This is a genomic window from Bradyrhizobium sp. 172 (assembly GCF_023101065.1).
GTDB classification, from domain to species: Bacteria; Pseudomonadota; Alphaproteobacteria; order Rhizobiales; family Xanthobacteraceae; genus Bradyrhizobium; species Bradyrhizobium canariense_D.
On the sequence record NZ_CP064701.1, the window covers coordinates 5,441,194 to 5,458,738 of the forward strand.

The following is a 17,545-nucleotide window of genomic DNA, read 5'->3' on the forward strand; positions in this document are numbered from 1 at the left end:
TGGCTGATTTCAGCCAACGAGGCGCCAGGTCTCCACGCGTCAGGCGCGCTTCCCGCCGATCGAAACAAACGCCATGAGGCAGGGTTCGGGCAATGGGTTGCGCCAGCGATGGCGCGTTCCGTTTTGCACGATGCAATCACCCTGACGCAAATGGACCTTCTGGCCGTCGTCCAATTCCAGCGTCATCTCGCCGCGAACCACGACTCCGTAGTCTATTGTATCCGATGTGTGCATCCCTGGAGCGCCGCGCTCAAAATGATCTCCCATGCCGGGGATCTTGTCCGACATTTCTCTAAGCCCACTCTCGAACGTGACGCCAGGCGGCGGCTTCCAACCTTCAGGACGCTTCGGCGGATACGAGATCAATCGAAAGATGGTCCCCGCAGGCCCCGGAAACGCCTTCGTTCCTGCCGACATCGGATCCGGCTCCAGGCCAGTCAGTCCTGGCACTCCCTCAGTCATATACAGTTCATAGAAAGTCAGTCCTGGATTGGCATCGATTTCCACCAGCTTTGGAGTCACCTCAAAAGACTTCAACACCGACTTGCCGGCTTCATCGCGGCCGGTCAGTGCACGTCTTGGAGGTGGCAAATCACTGGAGTCTTTTGCTTCGGCGGGGTTTGACATCTCCCCCAACGCGCTGCCGGCGGCGAAGACGGACAGCGCCTGCAGCAGGTGTCGCCGACCCCCGCCTTCGAACTGTTCGGACGAAGGCTCCACCTTGTCCGAAGGAGGCTCCGCACGATCCAGCGATTTGTTCTTGTGCTTTTGCCACAAGGGCCAAGGGAAGCTGCTCATCTGCGTTCTCCGCGGTTGCGTGCAATCGCACACCGCTCCAGTGGCACTGCCTCGCAATGACATCGATACTGGCGAACATGCGTGGGCGTAGAACGCTGATAAAAACCGTCGGAAAAAAGCAAGTTGATGAGACCGCCGGAGCAACGGCTGCCCGCCCCACTTGCCTTTCCATTCTTTCAATCTAGACGCGCAGATTTCACTCCGCTATTCGGCTTTGGTCGAGCATGGAGATATGTCGGTTTTCCCAAACATCCGACCACCGTCGCGCCGGTGGGCAACGCCTCGCCGACCGCATGGAGAGCCATCGAAGCGTTTCGCCTATTGTGGAAGGGCCGTGCTGCGCGACCTCCTGGTGCGACGGTTCAGCCAACTGGTCCGGGGGTCCAATCGCCACCAGCAAGCGGCCGAACTTTGACATCGGGAATGACCCCGCGCTCCAGGCTCGGATCGAAATGGCGCATCGTCCGCTCATTGAAGTCGATGATGCGGCCGGGCCGTAGCGGTCCCACGTCATTTATCCTGACGATGACCTTCTTGCCGACGGCCTCGACGAGGGCGTATTTCGGCTTCGCGCCAAATTGGACCCCACCGAATTTCTTGCGCAAGCTCGTCTTGATGGCGGCCGACCAGACCGAGGGGTCATAGCGCTCGCCGGAAGCCGTCTTCGGGCCGCCCTCCTCTTTGCCTGGCTTGAACGGATTGTACATGGATGCCGCGCCAACGATCGTTTCCCCGGAAGCGGCGTTGTCGACAGCGCTTGAGTGAACCCCACCAGCTTCACATCGCGCAATAGAAACGGAAACGGCAAGTGCAATCACGGCGCCGCAGATTGCGGCGCTCGATCGGAACCCCATTATATCTCCTGTGATTTTCGATTGTTCGGTTCCGATGCCGCAAATCGTTTTGCGGATCGAGCCAACCCCTGGCTCCGGAACCGTTTGTAGGAACCTCAACAGTTCCAGCACGTGTTTTACTTGTCGCCGTCTAAGACAGACATTGCGTCAACAGCATGACGACGAGGGCGACAGTGAAATCGCGCGACGGCATGACTCTACGGCGCCACCAATCAGGCCAATCGATGCGCTCGCCTGCCTGACCGTGTTTTCATCCTTATCGGCGTTGGTTTTGGCAGAAGCGATCATTGCTGCGGCGGAGGCAGCCACCTAGCGTGAGAAGGCTTGCTTGCGCGATGTCGCAGAGAGAGAGTTTGCGATGTCCTTGCGCAGCGAGGCCCGCTGCTGAACGCGTTCCCGGACAACGAGCCGGCGCACAGAGTCCCGTCAGCTTGTTCACTCCGTCCGTGTCAGCGGACATGGGACAGAAATGCTGAGCTTGTCTTCCTTCACCCTGCCCGGCATCACGCAACTGCTCACAGCATCTAACAAGCCTTAACGAGCTATTGACCAGCTTCCGAGCCATGTTGCAGAGCCAGACGAAGGACTGCCCTGCTCCGCAGGCTCCGATCGCCTGAAGCCAGGAAGGTGTCCTATGCCGATGCCATACAATTCCGAGAACACCATCGACAGAAGCCGGCGCGCGCTTTTGAGCACGGCAGCGGTTGGAATTGCAGCGGTGATTTCCACGAGCGTGTTTCCGCTGCGTGGAGCGGCGGCCGCGGGCGAAAGCACAATTCGCCCCTTCCACATTGCCGTGCCGGAGGAGGACTTGGTGGAGCTTCGGCGGCGCGTGTTGGCGACGCGATGGCCCGATCGCGAGACTGTTTCCGATCACTCCCAAGGTATCCCGCTGGCGAAGCTCCAGTCCCTCCTCAACTATTGGGGGACGGCCTACGACTGGCGAAAGATCGAAGCGAAGATGAATCGACTTCCGCAGTTCATGACCAACATCGACGGCATCGACATCCACTTCATTCATGTCCGCTCCAAACATCCCAATGCCCTGCCTGTCGTCATAACCCATGGCTGGCCGGGATCGGTATTCGAGCAGCTCAAGCTGATCGATCCACTCACCGATCCAACGGCCCATGCGGGCCGGCCCGAGGACGCGTTCGACGTCGTGATCCCCTCGATGCCCGGCTATGGCTTCTCCGGCAAGCCGGTCGATACCGGTTGGGGTCCCGACCACACAGCGCGCATCTGGGCGGAACTGATGAAGCGCCTGGGCTACACCCACTATGTCGCGCAGGGCGGCGACTGGGGCTCGCCGGTCTCGAGTGCGATGGCACGGCTGGCGCCGGCAGGCTTGCTCGGCATCCATATCAACTTGCCGGCGATCGTCCCGCCCGATATCGCCGCGATCCTCGCGGCCGGCGGGCCTGCTCCGGCAGACCTCTCCGCCAAGGAACGCGCGGCGTTCGATGCATTCAGTGCGGCCGGCAAGATGGGCAACCGGTCCTACGCGCTGATGATGGGAACGAGGCCGCAAACGATCGGCTACGGCTTGACGGATTCTCCCGCGGGCCTGGCAGCCTGGATGCTCGGACATCCCGGCTTCTCGCATTGGAAGTTCGACGACACCGACTCCGAAAAATCCCGCGACGAGGTGCTGGACGACATCACGCTGTACTGGTTGACGAACAGCGCCACCTCCTCGGCGCGACTTTACTGGGAATATAGCGGGCGCAGTCCCGCCCTTGCAGGTCCGGAGAAGACTGCGGAGATCTCACTGCCGGTGGCCATCACGGTCTTCCCGGGCGAGAGCTATCAAGCCCCGGAGACGTGGGCCCGGCGCGCCTATCGCAACCTGACCTACTTCCACGAGGTCGACAAAGGCGGTCATTTTGCTGCCTGGGAGCAGCCGGCGCTTTTCTCCGCCGAGCTGCGCGCCGCATTCAGGCCCCTTCGGCCCGCACATCTGGTCCAGTGACGGTGGTCAAGGCGCCGCCGGCAAGGTGTTCATGCCGCCTTGCTTTGCGCGGGAAAGAAGAAATGGGGCCGTCAGTGATGGCGTTTGCTAGCCCATCACCCCGCCACGCTTGATCAGCTCCTTCCCCACCGCGGCCAGATGCACCTGATCCGGTCCGTCGCCGATGCGGATGAAGCGGGCGTAGACGTAAGCACGCGCCAGGAACGTGTCCTGCGAGACGCCGGCAGCGCCGTGGATCTGGATGGCGCGGTCGATAACGCGGGCGGCCATGCTGGGCACCACGATCTTGGCGGCCGCAATCAGGTCGCGCGCGATCTTGTTGCCCTCGCGGTCCATCCTGTCGGCGGCTTGCAGCGTCAAGAGCCGCGCCTGCGCGATCTCGCAGAATGAGTGCGCGATGTCCTCACGCACCGAGCCCTGTTCTGCGAGCGGCTTGCCGAAGGCCGTGCGGGAGACCGCGCGCTGACACATCAATTCGAGCGCGCGCTGGGCGCAGCCGATCAGCCGCATACAATGGTGGATACGGCCGGGGCCGAGCCTGCCTTGCGCGATCTCGAAGCCGCGGCCCTCGCCGAGCAGGATGTTCTCCGCGGGCACGCGAACGTTCTCGTAGACGATCTCGGGATGGCCGACCGGCGCGTCGTCATAGCCGTAGGTCAGCATGTCGCGGACGATGCGCACGCCAGGCGTCGCTCTCGGCACCAGGATCATGGATTGCTGGCGGTGGCGATCGGGATCGTCGGGCGCGGTCTTGCCCATCACGATCAGGATCTCGCAATCCTCGTTCATCGCGCCCGAGGTGAACCATTTGCGGCCGTTGATGACGTAGTCGCCGCCGTCGCGCCTGATCTCGCACTGGATGTTGGTGGCATCGCTGGAGGCAACCTGCGGCTCCGTCATCGAGAAGCCGGAGCGGATGCGCCCTTCCAGCAGTGGCTTCAGCCAGCGCTCCTGCTGCGCCGGCGTACCGTAATTGGCCAGCACCTCCATGTTGCCGACGTCGGGCGCCGAGCAATTGAACACCTCCGGCGCCCAGAGGATGCGGCCCATGATCTCCTTCACCGGCGCGTATTCGAGATTGGTCAAGCCAGTGTTGTTGGGATCCTGGCCGTGCTCGCCGGAGAGGAACAGGTTCCAAAGCCCCTGCTCGCGCGCCAGCCGCTTCAGGTCCTGAAGGATCTGCGGCGTCCTGTAGCGTGTCGCTTCCGGCTTCACCTGCTCGTAGTAGAGCTCCTCGACCGGCTCGACATGCGTCCGCATGAACCGGCGGACCCGCTCCTGCAGCTCCAGCGAACGTTCGGAGTGTTGAAAATCCATGGGGTCCTCCTGTTCCCTTCTCCCCTTGTGGCAGAAGGTGGCGCGAAGCGCCGGATGAGGGGTTGTATCCGCGAGTTCAAATGTAGAGACGACTCGCGGAGAGATACCCCTCACCCGGCTCGCCGCTTCGCGGCGATCCACCCTCTCCCGCAAGGGGAGAGGGTGCACTGTCTATGCTGCCGCTCGCGTGCCCCTCACGTGCCGCGCAGCAGCTCGCTGGCGACGATCCAGTCGTTGCCATTGAACTGGAGCATATAGCCGTCCTTGATCGGGCGGAAATCCTGCGGCGTGGTGTTGAGGGTGATGCCGGGCATCAGTAGCGATAGCGGCACGTTCTTCAAATTGGCCGCCTGCGCCATGATGTTCTCGCGCGTCAGATTGTCCTTGCACTGCTTCAGCAAGACCACCAATGCCTCGGCGACGGTGTAGCCGTAGAGACCCGCGACGTTGTTGACGTCGGCATTGGGCAGGCGCTTCTTCATGAAATCGATATAGGCCGTCATCGCCGGATCGTCCTTCGGCGCCTCGACGAACGGCTTGAGCGAGCCGAGCGAGAGCACGCCCTTGCCGGCATCGAGGCCGGCCGGGACCATCACGGTCGCCTTGTTGGCACAGCCCGAGGCGAGGAAGCGCGTCGCCTGCCAGCCGACCTCATGCGCTTTCCGAATCGCCTGGGCGCAGGCGCGCGGCGTCACCGAATAGATCATGAACACGTCGGCCTTGGTGTTGGCGAGCGTCAGCACCTGGGAATCGACGGTGGGGTCGGCGACCTCGAAGCTCGACGCCATCGCGATCGCCTTGTCGGCGTCGGCACCAAGCGCTTCCTTGACGCCGCGCAGATATTCCTTGCCGGCGTCGTCGTTCTGATAGAGCACCGCGAAGCGCGCATTCGGGTTCTTGGCGCGGGCATAGGCGACGTCGATCGCGGCCTCGCTGGTGTAGTTCGGTGCCCATGGCAGCGCCATCGACCAGGGCATGTTGGCGGGATCGTTCCACTTCGAGGCCGAGCTGATCAGAAACAGCTGCGGCACCTTGTTGCTGTTGAGATATTTCGCGATCGCCGAGCTTGGCGCCGTGCCCATGGTCGCGAAGATGAAGGCGACGCCGTCACCCTCGACCAGCCGCCGCGCCGCTTCCATGGTCTTCGGCGGCGAGAAGGCGTCGTCGAGCGACAGGAGATTGAGCTTGCGGCCGTTGATCCCGCCCTTCTCATTGACCTCGTCGAAATAGGCCGAGATCACCCTGCCGGTGATACCGAGGGGCGAAGCGGGGCCGCTATAGGGCATGGTGTTGCCGATCTTGATCTCGGTGTCGCTGATGCCGGGACCGTAGGATTTCTGCGCGGAGACAGGCGTGGACAGGCAGGCAGCCAAGGCTGCAGCCAGGACCAAAGCGGCTTTCATGGTTTCTCCCCGGTGATGATCGCCGCGCGACTCGGAAGGCGCGCGGCGTGCTGCTTCTTGCCAGCACGTCAGATCAGCGGAGTTCCGCAAGGCGGTCTTGCGTCGAGTTGCTGATCAGCCGGTGCACAGCCGCCCTCGCGGGCAGCACCATTGACGCAAATCGAGACCGGATGCGCGCCTCAGCCGCGTGTCCGCTCCATCTCCAGCTCGGCCTTGAGATTGTCGAGATCCCTATAAATTGAAGCAACCGCAAGAACGCGGTCGCCCTTGCTATACTTCAGCAGGCAGTCCTTGCCGGAAATGCTACCGTCGATCGCGATGTCGTCGAAGCTCTCGGCGTGGCCGACATAGTTGATCGGCACGTCATAGTGCTGCGACCAGAAGAACGGCACGGCCTCGAAGCGCTCGCGCTTGCCGAGCATGTTGCGCGCCGCGGTCTGGCCCTGCCGCTCCGCCACCACCCAATGCTCGACGCGGATGGTTTGCCGCGAATGCGGATCGGGCCAGCGCGCGATGTCGCCGGCCGCGAAAATGCCGGATACGCTGGTCTCCAGATATTCGCTCACGCTGACGCCCCGATCGGCCGCAAGCCCCGCCTGCTCGGCAAGCGCAAGGCGCGGCTTGACGCCGATGCCGACCACGACCAGGTCGGCCTCGATCACGCCGCCGCTCTTCAACGTGGCGCGCGTGCCGTCCAGCTTTTCCACGGTGTCCTCGAGATGGAAGTTGACGCCGTTCTCCTCATGCAGCGCGCGCACGAAGTCGCCCATCTCGGGACCGAGCACCTTCTGCATCGGCCGTTCGTCCGGCGCGACCACGTGCACCTCGATCTTGCGTGCCCGCAAGGAGGCCGCGACTTCGAGGCCGATGAAGCTGGCGCCAATCACCAGCGCCCGCTTCGCGCTGCCCGCCGCCTTGATGATGGCGCGGCTGTCGGCGACCGAGCGCAGGGTGTAGACATGGGGCTGGTCGGCACCCGGAATCTGCAATCGGACCGGCTCGGCGCCGGTCGCGAGTAGCAGCCGGTCGAACGGCAGCCTGTCGCCGTTGCCCAGCGTCACGCTGCGCGTCTTCGCCTCGATCGCGGCAACATTCGTGTTGAGCCTGAGATCGATGCCGGCGTCCTGATAATAGTCCTCGCCTCGCAGCGGCAGCCAATCCTCCGGCGCGTTGCCCGCGAGGTAATCCTTGGAAAGATTGGGCCGGTCGACCGGCATCGCGCTGTCATTGCTGAGCATGGTGATGGCGCCGGCAAAGCCCTCGCGACGGAGCGTCTCCGCCGCCGCGAAACCCGCCGCGCCGCCACCGATGATGACGAATTTTTCCGGCGTTGGCGCCGTCCGGTGACACGCCGGAGGCTTCGGCATCTCGCGCTTGCGCTGGACGACGATCTTGTCCTGATCGCGCGAGACCTCCCACAACGCCAGCGCATTCAGCGCCGGCGGACGGGTCGCCTCGCCTGACCGCAAGGAGAAGCAGGCATGATGCCAGGGGCAGCGGATGGTGTCGCCCACTACCAGTCCTTCCGCGAGCGGACCGTGATAGTGGCTGCAGGTCGGCTCGATCGCGAAGATCTCGCTGCCGGCCTGCACCAGCAGGACGTCTTCCTCGCCGACATGGCCGAGCAATTTGCCGTCCTTGAACGCGGCGAGCGTCACGCCTCGGCTCAGGTCGGGCCCGCTTGGCTTCTTGTCTTCGGTCATGGCGTTGCCTCCTTGAGCCGTCGCGGATCAATCGTCCGAATTGGCCAGCCCCAGCAGTTCCTGGCGTGTCAACGCATTGTCGCGGAACACGCCGAGCATGCGGCTGGTGACGAGATCTGTCCCGGGCTTATGTGCGCCACGCGTGGTCATGCAGTGATGCGTCGCCTTGATGATGACCCCGACGCCTTCGGGCCTCAGCACGTCGTTGATCGTGTTGGCGATCTGCGCGGTCATCTTCTCCTGGATCTGAAGCCGCTTGGCGTAGATGTCGACGAGACGCGCGAGCTTGGAGATGCCGACGACGCGCCCTTGCGGGATATAAGCGACCCAGGCGCGGCCGACGATCGGTGCCATGTGGTGCTCGCAATGGCTTTCGAAGCGAACGCCGCGCAGGACGATCATCTCGTCATAGCCTTCGATCTCCTCAAAGGTCTTTTGCAGGATTTCGGTCGGATCCTGCGCATAGCCGGAGAAATACTCCTCGAAGGCGCGCGCGACCCGGTCCGGCGTATCGCGCAGACCGTCGCGCGCGGGATCGTCGCCGGCCCAGCGGATCATGGTCCGGATCGCCTGCTCGACCTCCGCCCTTTCAGGCCGCTCGCTCGGCGCCTGCGCGACCGCGACACGTTCCAGCCTGCGCGTTTGCGTCTTCATCGAAAACTCCCCTGCAACGAACCGCATACAGAAGGCGGCCCACAGCTTGGACGGCTGCGATCGGAAAAGGTTCCCGGAATCAGGAAAAATTGGAAGCTGTGAGAGCGGCAAGACAGCGGGACGAGAAATCCGGCGCTATGAGGCCGCTTTCCGCACGTCGAGCACGGCCTGGGCCCATTCGGCCGGCCGCTCCTGCGGCAAATTGTGGCCGGCCCCTGCAAAGACGCGCCGCTCGAAAAAGCCCTCGAATTTGCGTGCATGGTGCGCGGTGCCGGAATTGACGCCGTCGCTGTCGCCGTCGATCGCGATGGTCGACACCTGAACCGGCGGCTGGGCGGCGAGCTTCGCCTCGATCGCCGCATAGGCGGGGTCGCCCGCGACCAGCGCGTAACGATGACGGTAGGAGTGGATCACGACATCGACGAAATCAGGATTGTCGAACGAGATGGCGCTGGTCTCGAACGTCGCGTCGTCGAAGGCCCATCTCGGCGACCACATCAACCAGAGCTGGCGCGCAAAACCGCGCCGGTTGCGCTCCAGCGCACGGCGGCCGCGTTCGTTGTGGAAGAGATATTGATACCAGAGCGCCGCCTCCTCCGGTGGCGAAGCCGGCTCCATCGAGCGCGCGATGTTCTGGATGTTGTAGGAATTGCCCGAGACGAGCGCGATCACGCGCTCCGGATGCAGCACCGAGACCACGCAGGCTGCGCGCCCGCCCCAGTCGTAACCGCCGACGACCGCGCGCGCAATTCCAAGCGCATCCATGAAGGCCAGCAGATCGGCGCCCAGCGCCGCCTGCTCGCCGGAGCGCAACGTCGCAGCGGAGCGGAATCGCGTCGGCCCGTAGCCGCGCAGCCAGGGCACCAGCACCCGGGCGCCCGCTTGCGCCATGATCGGCGCGGTCTCGGCATAGGCGTTCACGTCGTAGGGAAAGCCGTGACCCATGATGCAGGGCCAGCCGTCCGGCGCGCCGTATTCGCGATAGGCGATGTCGAGGATCGGTGGTGACCGTTTTTTGTTGCATTAGAAAGCGGAGCTATTTTTGCGGCCCGGATAACGTGATGTCACGCTCGGCGCGGAACACGTTGCTGTAGAGGTTGGCGATCCACTGCCGACCGATCTCGGTCTTGTTGAGGTAACCGATCTCGGTCTGGATGTGCGGCGCGACGCTATTCCAATAGAACTGCGGATAGCGGTTCACGATGTCGGCCGGCGAATCGTAGCCGAGCTGGCGGTTGATGCCGACTTCCTCGAACTCGTAGTAGAGCGCATTGGCCTTGCGCAGATAATTGGGGTCGCCGAGCTGGCCGATGAAGTCGGCCGCGCGCAGGATCGAGGCCTCGTCGTCATAGTCCTGGCCTTCCCGGGCCGGAAACCGGGTGCCCTCGATGGCGCGGGCGATGCGCTCCGGATCGAGCCCCGGAATGTGTCGCAGCCGCCGCGAGACATAAAGCTTGGAACGGTCGACATGATACATCATCAGGCTTGCATCCGAGGCGCCGCGCGGCAGTGACACCTTGGTGCCGGCTGCATCGATGACGAAGCCATCGGTGTCATCCTCCTCGAACAGGCCGCGCACATAGCCGATGTCATGGGCCAGGCAGGCGATCAGGACATGGACATAGTCTTCCGCCGACAGATGGGCGTGAAGATATCGGCCGCTGAGGATGGAGTGACCCGCCAGCGTCACCAGCATCGTATGCTCGATATTGTGATAGAGCGCGTCGCTATTGCCGATGCATTCCATCGCCGTGCGGGTTGCGCTCTCGACGATGCGCGCAGAGGGCTCGTCGAACCGGCGACGCATGAACGAGCCCAGCAATTTTTCAAGGGAGTCCGCCGCCAGTTTCGGTAACGTCATCATGGATGCAGCCCCGTCTGTCGGTGGTTTTCCACGCCAATTCCCGACGTCTCATTCTCGTCCTCGAGCAGGCGCCAGCATAGCCCATCTTGGCCGACTGGCCAAACCCGGGGGCGCAAACTCGGAAATATGTTGCGGTTTGTGCCCCGCGATATCGCGGTTGCGGTGCAGACCCGCCACACCCGGGATGGGTGTCGCGGGCAGGACCCGCAATCATTCCACCAACAGCACGTCGACGGCGACGTCGAGCTTCTGCTTCGGCGAGCCGACGATGATGCCGTCGACCGGCGAAACGTCGGAGAAGTCGCGGCCGACTGCGAGCACGATATGGTCGCCAGCAACCATAAGATCGTTGGTCGGGTCGAAATCGACCCAGCCAAGCTCGTCCCCGCACCACAGCGACACCCAGGCATGGGTGGCGTCGGCGCCCTGCAGGGGCGGCTGGCCCGCCGGCGGAATGGTGCGCAAATATCCGCTGACATAGGCCGCGGGCAGGCCCAGCCCGCGCAAGCCCGCAATCATGACATGGGCAAAATCCTGACAGACGCCATGGCGCTTGACGAAGACCTCGTTGAGCGGCGTCGAGATCACCGTCGCCTTGGGGTCGTAGCGAAATTCGGTGCGGATGCGATGCATCAGATCGACCGCCCCGGCAAGGATGCCCGCGCCGGGCGCAAAGCTTTCCGCCGCATAGGCGCTGACCGGTCCCAGCACCGGCACTAGCGGGCTCGCAAAGACATAGCCGACCGGCGAGGACGGCCCGAGGCTCGTCGCCTCGAAGGCGATGTCGCGAATGTTCTCCCAGGCCGGGCTGACAGCGGCGCGCGCCGGCGGCTGGCGCGACACCTTCACGCGAGAGCGGGAATCGATGCGCAGGGTGCGATGCGCGGCGTCGATCACGACACTCTCGGTCAACGTGCCGAAGAAATCGCGCCGGACGCTACGCTCCGCAGGGCGCGGACGGATCTCGACCTTATGCGAAATCAGCTCCTGGCCATTGCCGCTCCTCGGCTCCAGCCGCAGCGTGCAGCGCGCGAAGCTAACCGGGCTCTCGTATTCGTAGGTGGTGACGTGACGGATATCGTAGATCACGCCAGCCCCGTCAGCTTTTCCGGCCGGCTCGCATTGGGACCGTGCGGGAAGTAGTGCTGCCCGACCGCCTCGGCGAGGCTGAGCAGATCCTGCTCCAGGGCGAACAGCGTCTTGACCTCGAGCTTTTCGGCCTGCGCGGTCGCGAGCATCGCCTGCAGCGCGACCGCAAGCCGCTGCGGCTTCTCGATCAGGCCGTGCTCCTTCAGGCTCGGCAGTGCGGCGATGTGTTCGTTCAGCGTCGTCACCTGGAACGCCACGGAACGCGGATTGTAATTGTCGAGCACGGCGAGGTCTCGCACCGGCGCCAGGATCGGCGCCAGCAGATAGCGCGAGCGGTAGGTGATTTGGCAATCCACCAGCGTCAGCAGGATATCGAGATCCTCGTCGCCGGCCTCGTCATAGGCAAACTGCCGGGCAAAGCGCGTGGTGTTGATGGCCCGCTCGGTGCGCCGACCGATATCGAGGAAGCGCCAGCCGGCGGCGCGGTTCATGTTCTCATGCGCAAGGCCGGCAAAGCTCGCGAGCTCCTGCAAGGTCAACTCGGCCGCGCTCAGCACGCTGTCGTCGTCCTCGACCTCGACGGCCAGCCGCTCGACCATCTCCGTGATGACTTGCCAGGCATCGGGCGACAGCCGCTCGCGCAAGGAGGTCGCCGTGCGCTGGGCCGCGCGGACCAGCGACAGTGCCGAGCCGAAACGCTCCGGGCTCTGCAGCGCTTCGGCAACGATGCGGCCGGGCGCCGCGCGCGAGGTCTGCGAGATCGCGCCCCAAGTCACCAGCAGGCGCTGGATACGTTCCGCCGATTGCAGCGAGGCCGCGGTGCCCTTGTTGGGCCCGCTCGGGGAGCCCAGCGCCCGCACCAGCCGCAGCGTCGCCTCGGCGCGTTCGAGATAGCGGCCGAGCCAGAACAGATTGTCGGCGGCGCGGCTCGGCAGCACGCCGGCGATACGGCGGATGCGCACCTTGTCGATCGCAGGCAGCAGCGTCGCGGTCGAGACCTGCTTGTCCGAGACCACCCAGACGTCGGCGGAGCGCGCGCCGTCGCCCATCGACACCGCGCGCGCATCCGGCTGCTCGGCGATCCGGCAGAAGCCGCCGGGCATGATGGCCCAGCCGTCCGGCGTCGCGGCTGCGAACACGCGCAGCACGAAGGGACGCGGCGTGATTTGCCCCTGTTCCCACACCGGCATGGTCGAGAGCCGCACCACCTCCTGGCCGACATAGTCCATGCCGCGCGCAGCGATGGCGTCGCTCAGGCGCCGGCGCCCGGCGGCGTCGAGTTCGCTCGCGAGCACCGGACCGTTGCTGTCGAAACCGGGAACGCCGCGCCGATACGCGCCTTCGATCGCGACCTCGTCGAGCCGCGACAACACTTCGTCGCGCGCCGAGCGCTGGCCGCACCACCAGGTCGCGATGTGCGGCATCTTCAGCTCTTCGCCGAGCAGCCGGCGGCTGAGCGCCGGCAGGAAGCCGAGCATCGCGCGCGCCTCGAGGACACCCGAGCCCGGCATGTTGGCGACGACGACGCCGTCCTTGCGCAGCACGTCGATCAGGCCGGGGACCCCCAGCCGTGACGAGGCATCGAGCTCGAGCGGATCGAGCGAATTGGAATCGACACGGCGCAGCAGCACGTCGAGGCGCTTGAGGCCTGCAACCGTGCGGATGTGGATATGATTGTCGCTGACGGCGAGATCGTCGCCCTCGACCAGCAGGAAGCCGAGATAGCGCGCCAACGTCGCGTGCTCGAAATAGGTCTCGCTGAAGCTGCCCGGCGTGAGCACGCCAATCCGCGGCTCGTCGCGGTCGGCGCGCGCCCGAAGACTGTCGCGAAACGCCTCGAAGAATGGTGCGACGCGCGGGACGTTCATCGACTTGTAGAGATCCGAGAAGGCGCGCGAAAGCACCAGGCGGTTCTCCAGCGCATAGCCCGCACCCGACGGCGCCTGCGTGCGATCGCCGAGCACCCACCAGCGTCCGTCGGGCCCGCGGCCGACATCGGCGGCATAGAGCGAGAGATAGCGCCCGCCCGGCGGCGGCACGCCGCAGGCGGGACGGAGATATTCGGGGCTCCCCGCGATCGCGGCCGCCGGCAGCGCGCCTTCGGCGACGAGGCGGCCCTCGCCATAGATGTCACGCAGCACGAGCTCGAGCAACTCGGCGCGCTGGGTGATGCCGTCGGACAGCTGCTTCCAGTCGGCCTCGTCAATCAGCAGCGGCAGATGGCTGATCGACCAGGGCCGGTCGGCGCTCTCGCCGGGCGCGCGATAGGTGACGCCGGCCTCGCGGAGATGACGGTCGGCCATGCCAAACCGCCGCTCAACCTCATCGGGCGCGAGCGCACCGAAGGCATCGAAGAAGCGGCTCCAGACCGCGCGGGGCTTGCCGTCCGGGCCGAGAAACTCGTCGGGGATGTCGGGCAGGCGCCTGTAGTCGCGGACCCATTGCGCGAAGCGGCGCTGGCCTTCGCGCTGGCCATCACGTTGACCTTGCGCCTGACCCGCCTTGTCGTCCTCTTCGGCTGCGCCCTCGGCCATGCGCCACTCCCTGCCCCGGCATCATACTCATTGCAGGAGCGGGGTCCGCAAGTCGAGGGTCAGCGGAAACTCATTTGTGCGTTCCTCGGGCGGCGGCTGCATCGGACCCGGCGTATGGCCATGGTCCTGGAAGCGCGCCAGCCGCCGCGCCTCGGCCTCGTAGGTGTTGACCGGCTTGGTGTCGTAGCTGCGGCCGCCGGGATGGGCGACATGATAGACGCAGCCACCGAGCGAGCGGCCGTTCCAGGTGTCGATGAGGTCGAAGGTCAGGGGCGCATGAACGGGAATGGTCGGGTGCAGGCCTGAGGCCGGCTGCCAGGCCTTGAAGCGGACGCCGGCCACGGCTTCACCAGAGCGGCCGGTGGCGGTCATCGGCAGGCGGCGGCCGTTGCAGGCGACGATATGGCGGCCCGCGACGAAGCCTTCCGCCTTGACCTGAAGCCGCTCGACCGACGAGTCGACATAGCGCACGGTGCCGCCGGCCGAGCCCTCCTCGCCGAGGACGTGCCAAGGCTCCAGCGCCTGCCGCAGCTCCAGCGTCACGCCGCCATGATGGATGCGGCCGAACGCGGGGAAGCGGAATTCGAGCTGGGCCAGATACCATTCAGGCTCGAACGGATAGCCGGACTGCTTCAACTCGGTGAGCACTTCGAGGAAATCCTCCCAGATGAAGTGCGGCAGCATGAAGCGGTCGTGCAGCGCGGTGCCCCATCGCACGAACTTGCCTTGTTGCGGCTCGCGCCAGAATTTTGCGATCAGCGCGCGGATCAGCAGCTGCTGCGCCAGCGACATGCGTGGATCCGGCGGCATTTCGAGCGCGCGGAATTCAACGAGACCGAGGCGGCCGGTCGTGCCGTCCGGTGAATAGAGCTTGTCGATGCAGATCTCGGCGCGATGGGTGTTGCCGGTGATGTCGACGAGGAGATGCCGGAACAAGCGATCTACCAGCCACAGCGGCGCCTGAGTGCCCGGCGGCGGCACGTGCGTGAGCGCGACCTCGAGCTCGTAAATGCTGTCGTGGCGGGCTTCGTCGATGCGCGGCGCCTGGCTGGTCGGGCCGATGAACAGGCCGGAGAAGAAATAGGACAGCGACGGATGCCGCTGCCAGTGCAGCACCAGGCTCTTCAACAGATCAGGCCGGCGCAGGAACGGCGAGTCCTGCGGGCTCGAGCCGCCGACCACGACGTGATTGCCGCCGCCGGTGCCGGTGTGGCGACCATCGACCAGGAAGCGATTGGCACCGAGGCGTGTCTTGCCGGCATCCTCATAGAGCCCGACGGTGATGTCGACCGCCTCGCGCCAGTTCTTTGCCGGCTGGACGTTGATCTCGATCACGCCGGGATCGGGCGTCACCTTGATCACGTCGACACGCGGATCGAATGGCGGCGGATAACCCTCGACATGGACCTGGAGCTGCATCTCCTCGGCAGTCGCTTCGAGCGCCGCGATCATCTCGAGATAATCCTCGATCTGCTCGACCGGCGGCATGAAGGCGCAGAGCACGCCGTCGCGGACCTCGACCGACATCGCGGTGCGGACGGGGACCGAGGTGTTGAGCTGTTCGGGCTCGAGCCGCTCCGGCGCGTCCGGACGCGCCGGAAGGCTGAACACCGGCAGCTTGCCGCGGGCCTCCATCGGATCCCGCTCGACGATGTAGGGATATTGATCGGGCGGGACATAGCCGAGCGAGTCCAGCGGCAAGCGCAGGCCGAGCGGCGAATCGCCCGGCATCAGGAACAGATGACTGCGCCGGAGCTGCCAGCGCTCGCTGCGCCAGCGTGGCGCCGCATTCCAGCGCTGCACCGGCAGCACGAAGCCGCGAGGGTTGTTGAGCCCCTGCTCGAACACCCGCGCCATCCGCGCGCGGGCCTCCGGATCGGATAATTTGGAATCGGAGGGATCGACGTTGACGGGAAGCTCAGATTCCTTCTGCAGCCAGTACGCGGTGTCCTCATAGGCTGGCATGATGTAGCCGGGATCGAGCCCGAGCCGCAGCGCCGTGCCCTCCACGAACGCCTGGACGTCCTTGGCCTGCGCCGACCGCGGATTTTCGATGCTGGCGATGAGGTCGGCATTCTTCCAGATCGGCACGCCGTCCTTGCGCCAGTACAGGCCAAACGCCCAACGCGGCAGGCTTTCGCCGGGATACCATTTGCCTTGCCCGAAGTGCAGCAGGCCGCCGGGTCCGAAACGCGCGCGCAGGCGGCGGATCAGATCGTCGGCGAGCCCGCGCTTGGTCGGGCCGACGGCGTCCGTGTTCCACTCGGCGCCTTCGAGATCATCGACGGAGACGAAGGTCGGCTCGCCGCCCATGGTCAGACGCACGTCCTGGGCCGCAAGATCGCCGTCGACCTGCTCGCCGAGATCGTTCAGCCGTATCCAGGATTCGTCGGAGAACGGCTTTGTGATGCGCGGCGCCTCGCGAATGCGCTTGACGCTCATGTCGAAGGCGAATTCGACCTCGGCGAAGCCTGCGCCGCCGGAGATCGGCGCCGCCGAGCGGTAGTGCGGCGTCGCGGCGACCGGGATGTGGCCCTCGCCCGCAAGCATGCCCGAGGTCGCGTCGAAGCCGATCCAGCCCGCGCCCGGCAGGTAGACCTCGGCCCAGGCGTGCAGATCGGTGAAATCGTTCTCGACCTCCGGCGGCCCCTCGATCGGATCGATGTCGGGACGGACCTGGATCAAATAGCCGGAGACGAAACGGGCGGCGAGACCGAGGCGACGGAAGGTCTGGATCAGAAGCCAGGCGGAGTCACGGCATGAGCCGGCCGCGGAGGAGAGCGTCTCCTCCGGCGTCTGCACGCCCGCCTCCATGCGGATGACGTAGCCGATCCTTTTCTGCAACTCCCTGTTGAGATCGACCAGGAAGTTGACGGTGTTCGGGGCTTCGTGCGGGATCGTATCGAGATATTTCGCGAACAGCCGATCGGGCTTGACGGTCTCGAGATAAGGCGCGAGTTCCGTCTTGAGATCTTGCGTATATTCGAACGGAAAGCTGTCGGCATAGGGCTCGACGAAGAAGTCGAACGGATTGACCGTGGTCATCTGCGCCGTGAAATCGACCTCGATCTTGAGCTCGGTCGTCTTCTCCGGAAAGACGTAACGGGCGATCCAATTGCCCAGCGGATCCTGCTGCCAGTTCACGAAATGATTGGCCGGAGTGACCTTGAGCGAATAACTCAGGATCGGCGTGCGGGTATGCGGCGCCGGCCGCAGACGGATGGTCTGCGGGCCGAGATCGATCGGACGGTCGTATTTGTAGTGCGTGACGTGGTGTAGTGCGACATAGATCGACACGGGGTGCGGTACTCCAGCAGCTTTTTTGAGCAGAACACCGCTGGTGACCTCGATCAAGCA

General features: G+C 64.8%; 11 protein-coding genes and 1 pseudogene. 1 reads left to right on the forward strand and 11 read right to left on the reverse strand.

The features are described from left to right. Positions 1 to 39 precede the first annotated feature (39 nt). Both IVB07_RS26265 and IVB07_RS26270 read right to left on the reverse strand, forming a co-directional pair. Positions 40 to 798 carry a cupin domain-containing protein gene (locus IVB07_RS26265; RefSeq protein ID WP_018456933.1) on the reverse strand — a complete coding sequence of 253 codons (759 nt, stop codon included), beginning with the start codon at positions 796 to 798 and terminating at the stop codon, positions 40 to 42. Positions 799 to 1,160: 362 nt separating this feature from the next. Further along, the gene (locus IVB07_RS26270) at positions 1,161 to 1,652 is read right to left on the reverse strand and encodes a septal ring lytic transglycosylase RlpA family protein (RefSeq protein WP_085352210.1); all 492 of its coding nucleotides are present in this window, start codon (positions 1,650 to 1,652) and stop codon (positions 1,161 to 1,163) included. A gap of 634 nt (positions 1,653 to 2,286) precedes the next feature. On the opposite strand from IVB07_RS26270, the gene IVB07_RS26275 reads away from it, so the two are divergent. After that, entirely contained in the window at positions 2,287 to 3,624 is a 1,338-nt protein-coding gene (locus IVB07_RS26275) for an epoxide hydrolase family protein (protein ID WP_247363440.1), read from the forward strand. Between the two features lie 87 nt (positions 3,625 to 3,711). Here IVB07_RS26275 and IVB07_RS26280 read toward each other — a convergent pair whose 3' ends face one another. The 9 genes and pseudogenes from IVB07_RS26280 to IVB07_RS26320 form a co-directional block, all read right to left on the reverse strand. Next, positions 3,712 to 4,941, reverse strand: a complete 1,230-nt coding sequence (locus tag IVB07_RS26280; protein WP_018456937.1) for an acyl-CoA dehydrogenase family protein — start codon at positions 4,939 to 4,941, stop codon at positions 3,712 to 3,714. 194 nt (positions 4,942 to 5,135) lie between these two features. Beyond that, a complete protein-coding gene (locus tag IVB07_RS26285) occupies positions 5,136 to 6,344 on the reverse strand; it encodes an ABC transporter substrate-binding protein (RefSeq protein WP_018456938.1) in 1,209 nt (402 codons plus the stop codon). Between the two features lie 179 nt (positions 6,345 to 6,523). Next, positions 6,524 to 8,047 carry an FAD-dependent oxidoreductase gene (locus tag IVB07_RS26290; protein WP_204510659.1) on the reverse strand — a complete coding sequence of 508 codons (1,524 nt, stop codon included), beginning with the start codon at positions 8,045 to 8,047 and terminating at the stop codon, positions 6,524 to 6,526. 27 nt (positions 8,048 to 8,074) lie between these two features. Further along, positions 8,075 to 8,701, reverse strand: coding sequence for a GTP cyclohydrolase I FolE (folE, locus tag IVB07_RS26295; RefSeq protein WP_018456940.1), 627 nt, complete (start codon positions 8,699 to 8,701; stop codon positions 8,075 to 8,077). A 135-nt stretch (positions 8,702 to 8,836) separates the two neighbouring features. Next, positions 8,837 to 9,725 (reverse strand): annotated as a pseudogene (locus IVB07_RS26300) (alpha/beta hydrolase). A 12-nt stretch (positions 9,726 to 9,737) separates the two neighbouring features. Further along, positions 9,738 to 10,565, reverse strand: a complete 828-nt coding sequence (locus tag IVB07_RS26305) for a metal-dependent phosphohydrolase (protein WP_026233269.1) — start codon at positions 10,563 to 10,565, stop codon at positions 9,738 to 9,740. 210 nt (positions 10,566 to 10,775) lie between these two features. After that, complete coding sequence (locus IVB07_RS26310; protein ID WP_247363444.1) at positions 10,776 to 11,654, reverse strand: transglutaminase family protein; 879 nt, start codon at positions 11,652 to 11,654, stop codon at positions 10,776 to 10,778. Then, positions 11,651 to 14,188, reverse strand: a complete 2,538-nt coding sequence (locus tag IVB07_RS26315; protein WP_085352205.1) for a circularly permuted type 2 ATP-grasp protein — start codon at positions 14,186 to 14,188, stop codon at positions 11,651 to 11,653. Before IVB07_RS26315 ends, IVB07_RS26310 begins: the two co-directional genes overlap by 4 nt. 27 nt (positions 14,189 to 14,215) lie before the next feature. Continuing rightward, a complete protein-coding gene (locus IVB07_RS26320) occupies positions 14,216 to 17,485 on the reverse strand; it encodes a transglutaminase family protein (protein WP_247363445.1) in 3,270 nt (1,089 codons plus the stop codon). Positions 17,486 to 17,545: the final 60 nt, after the last annotated feature.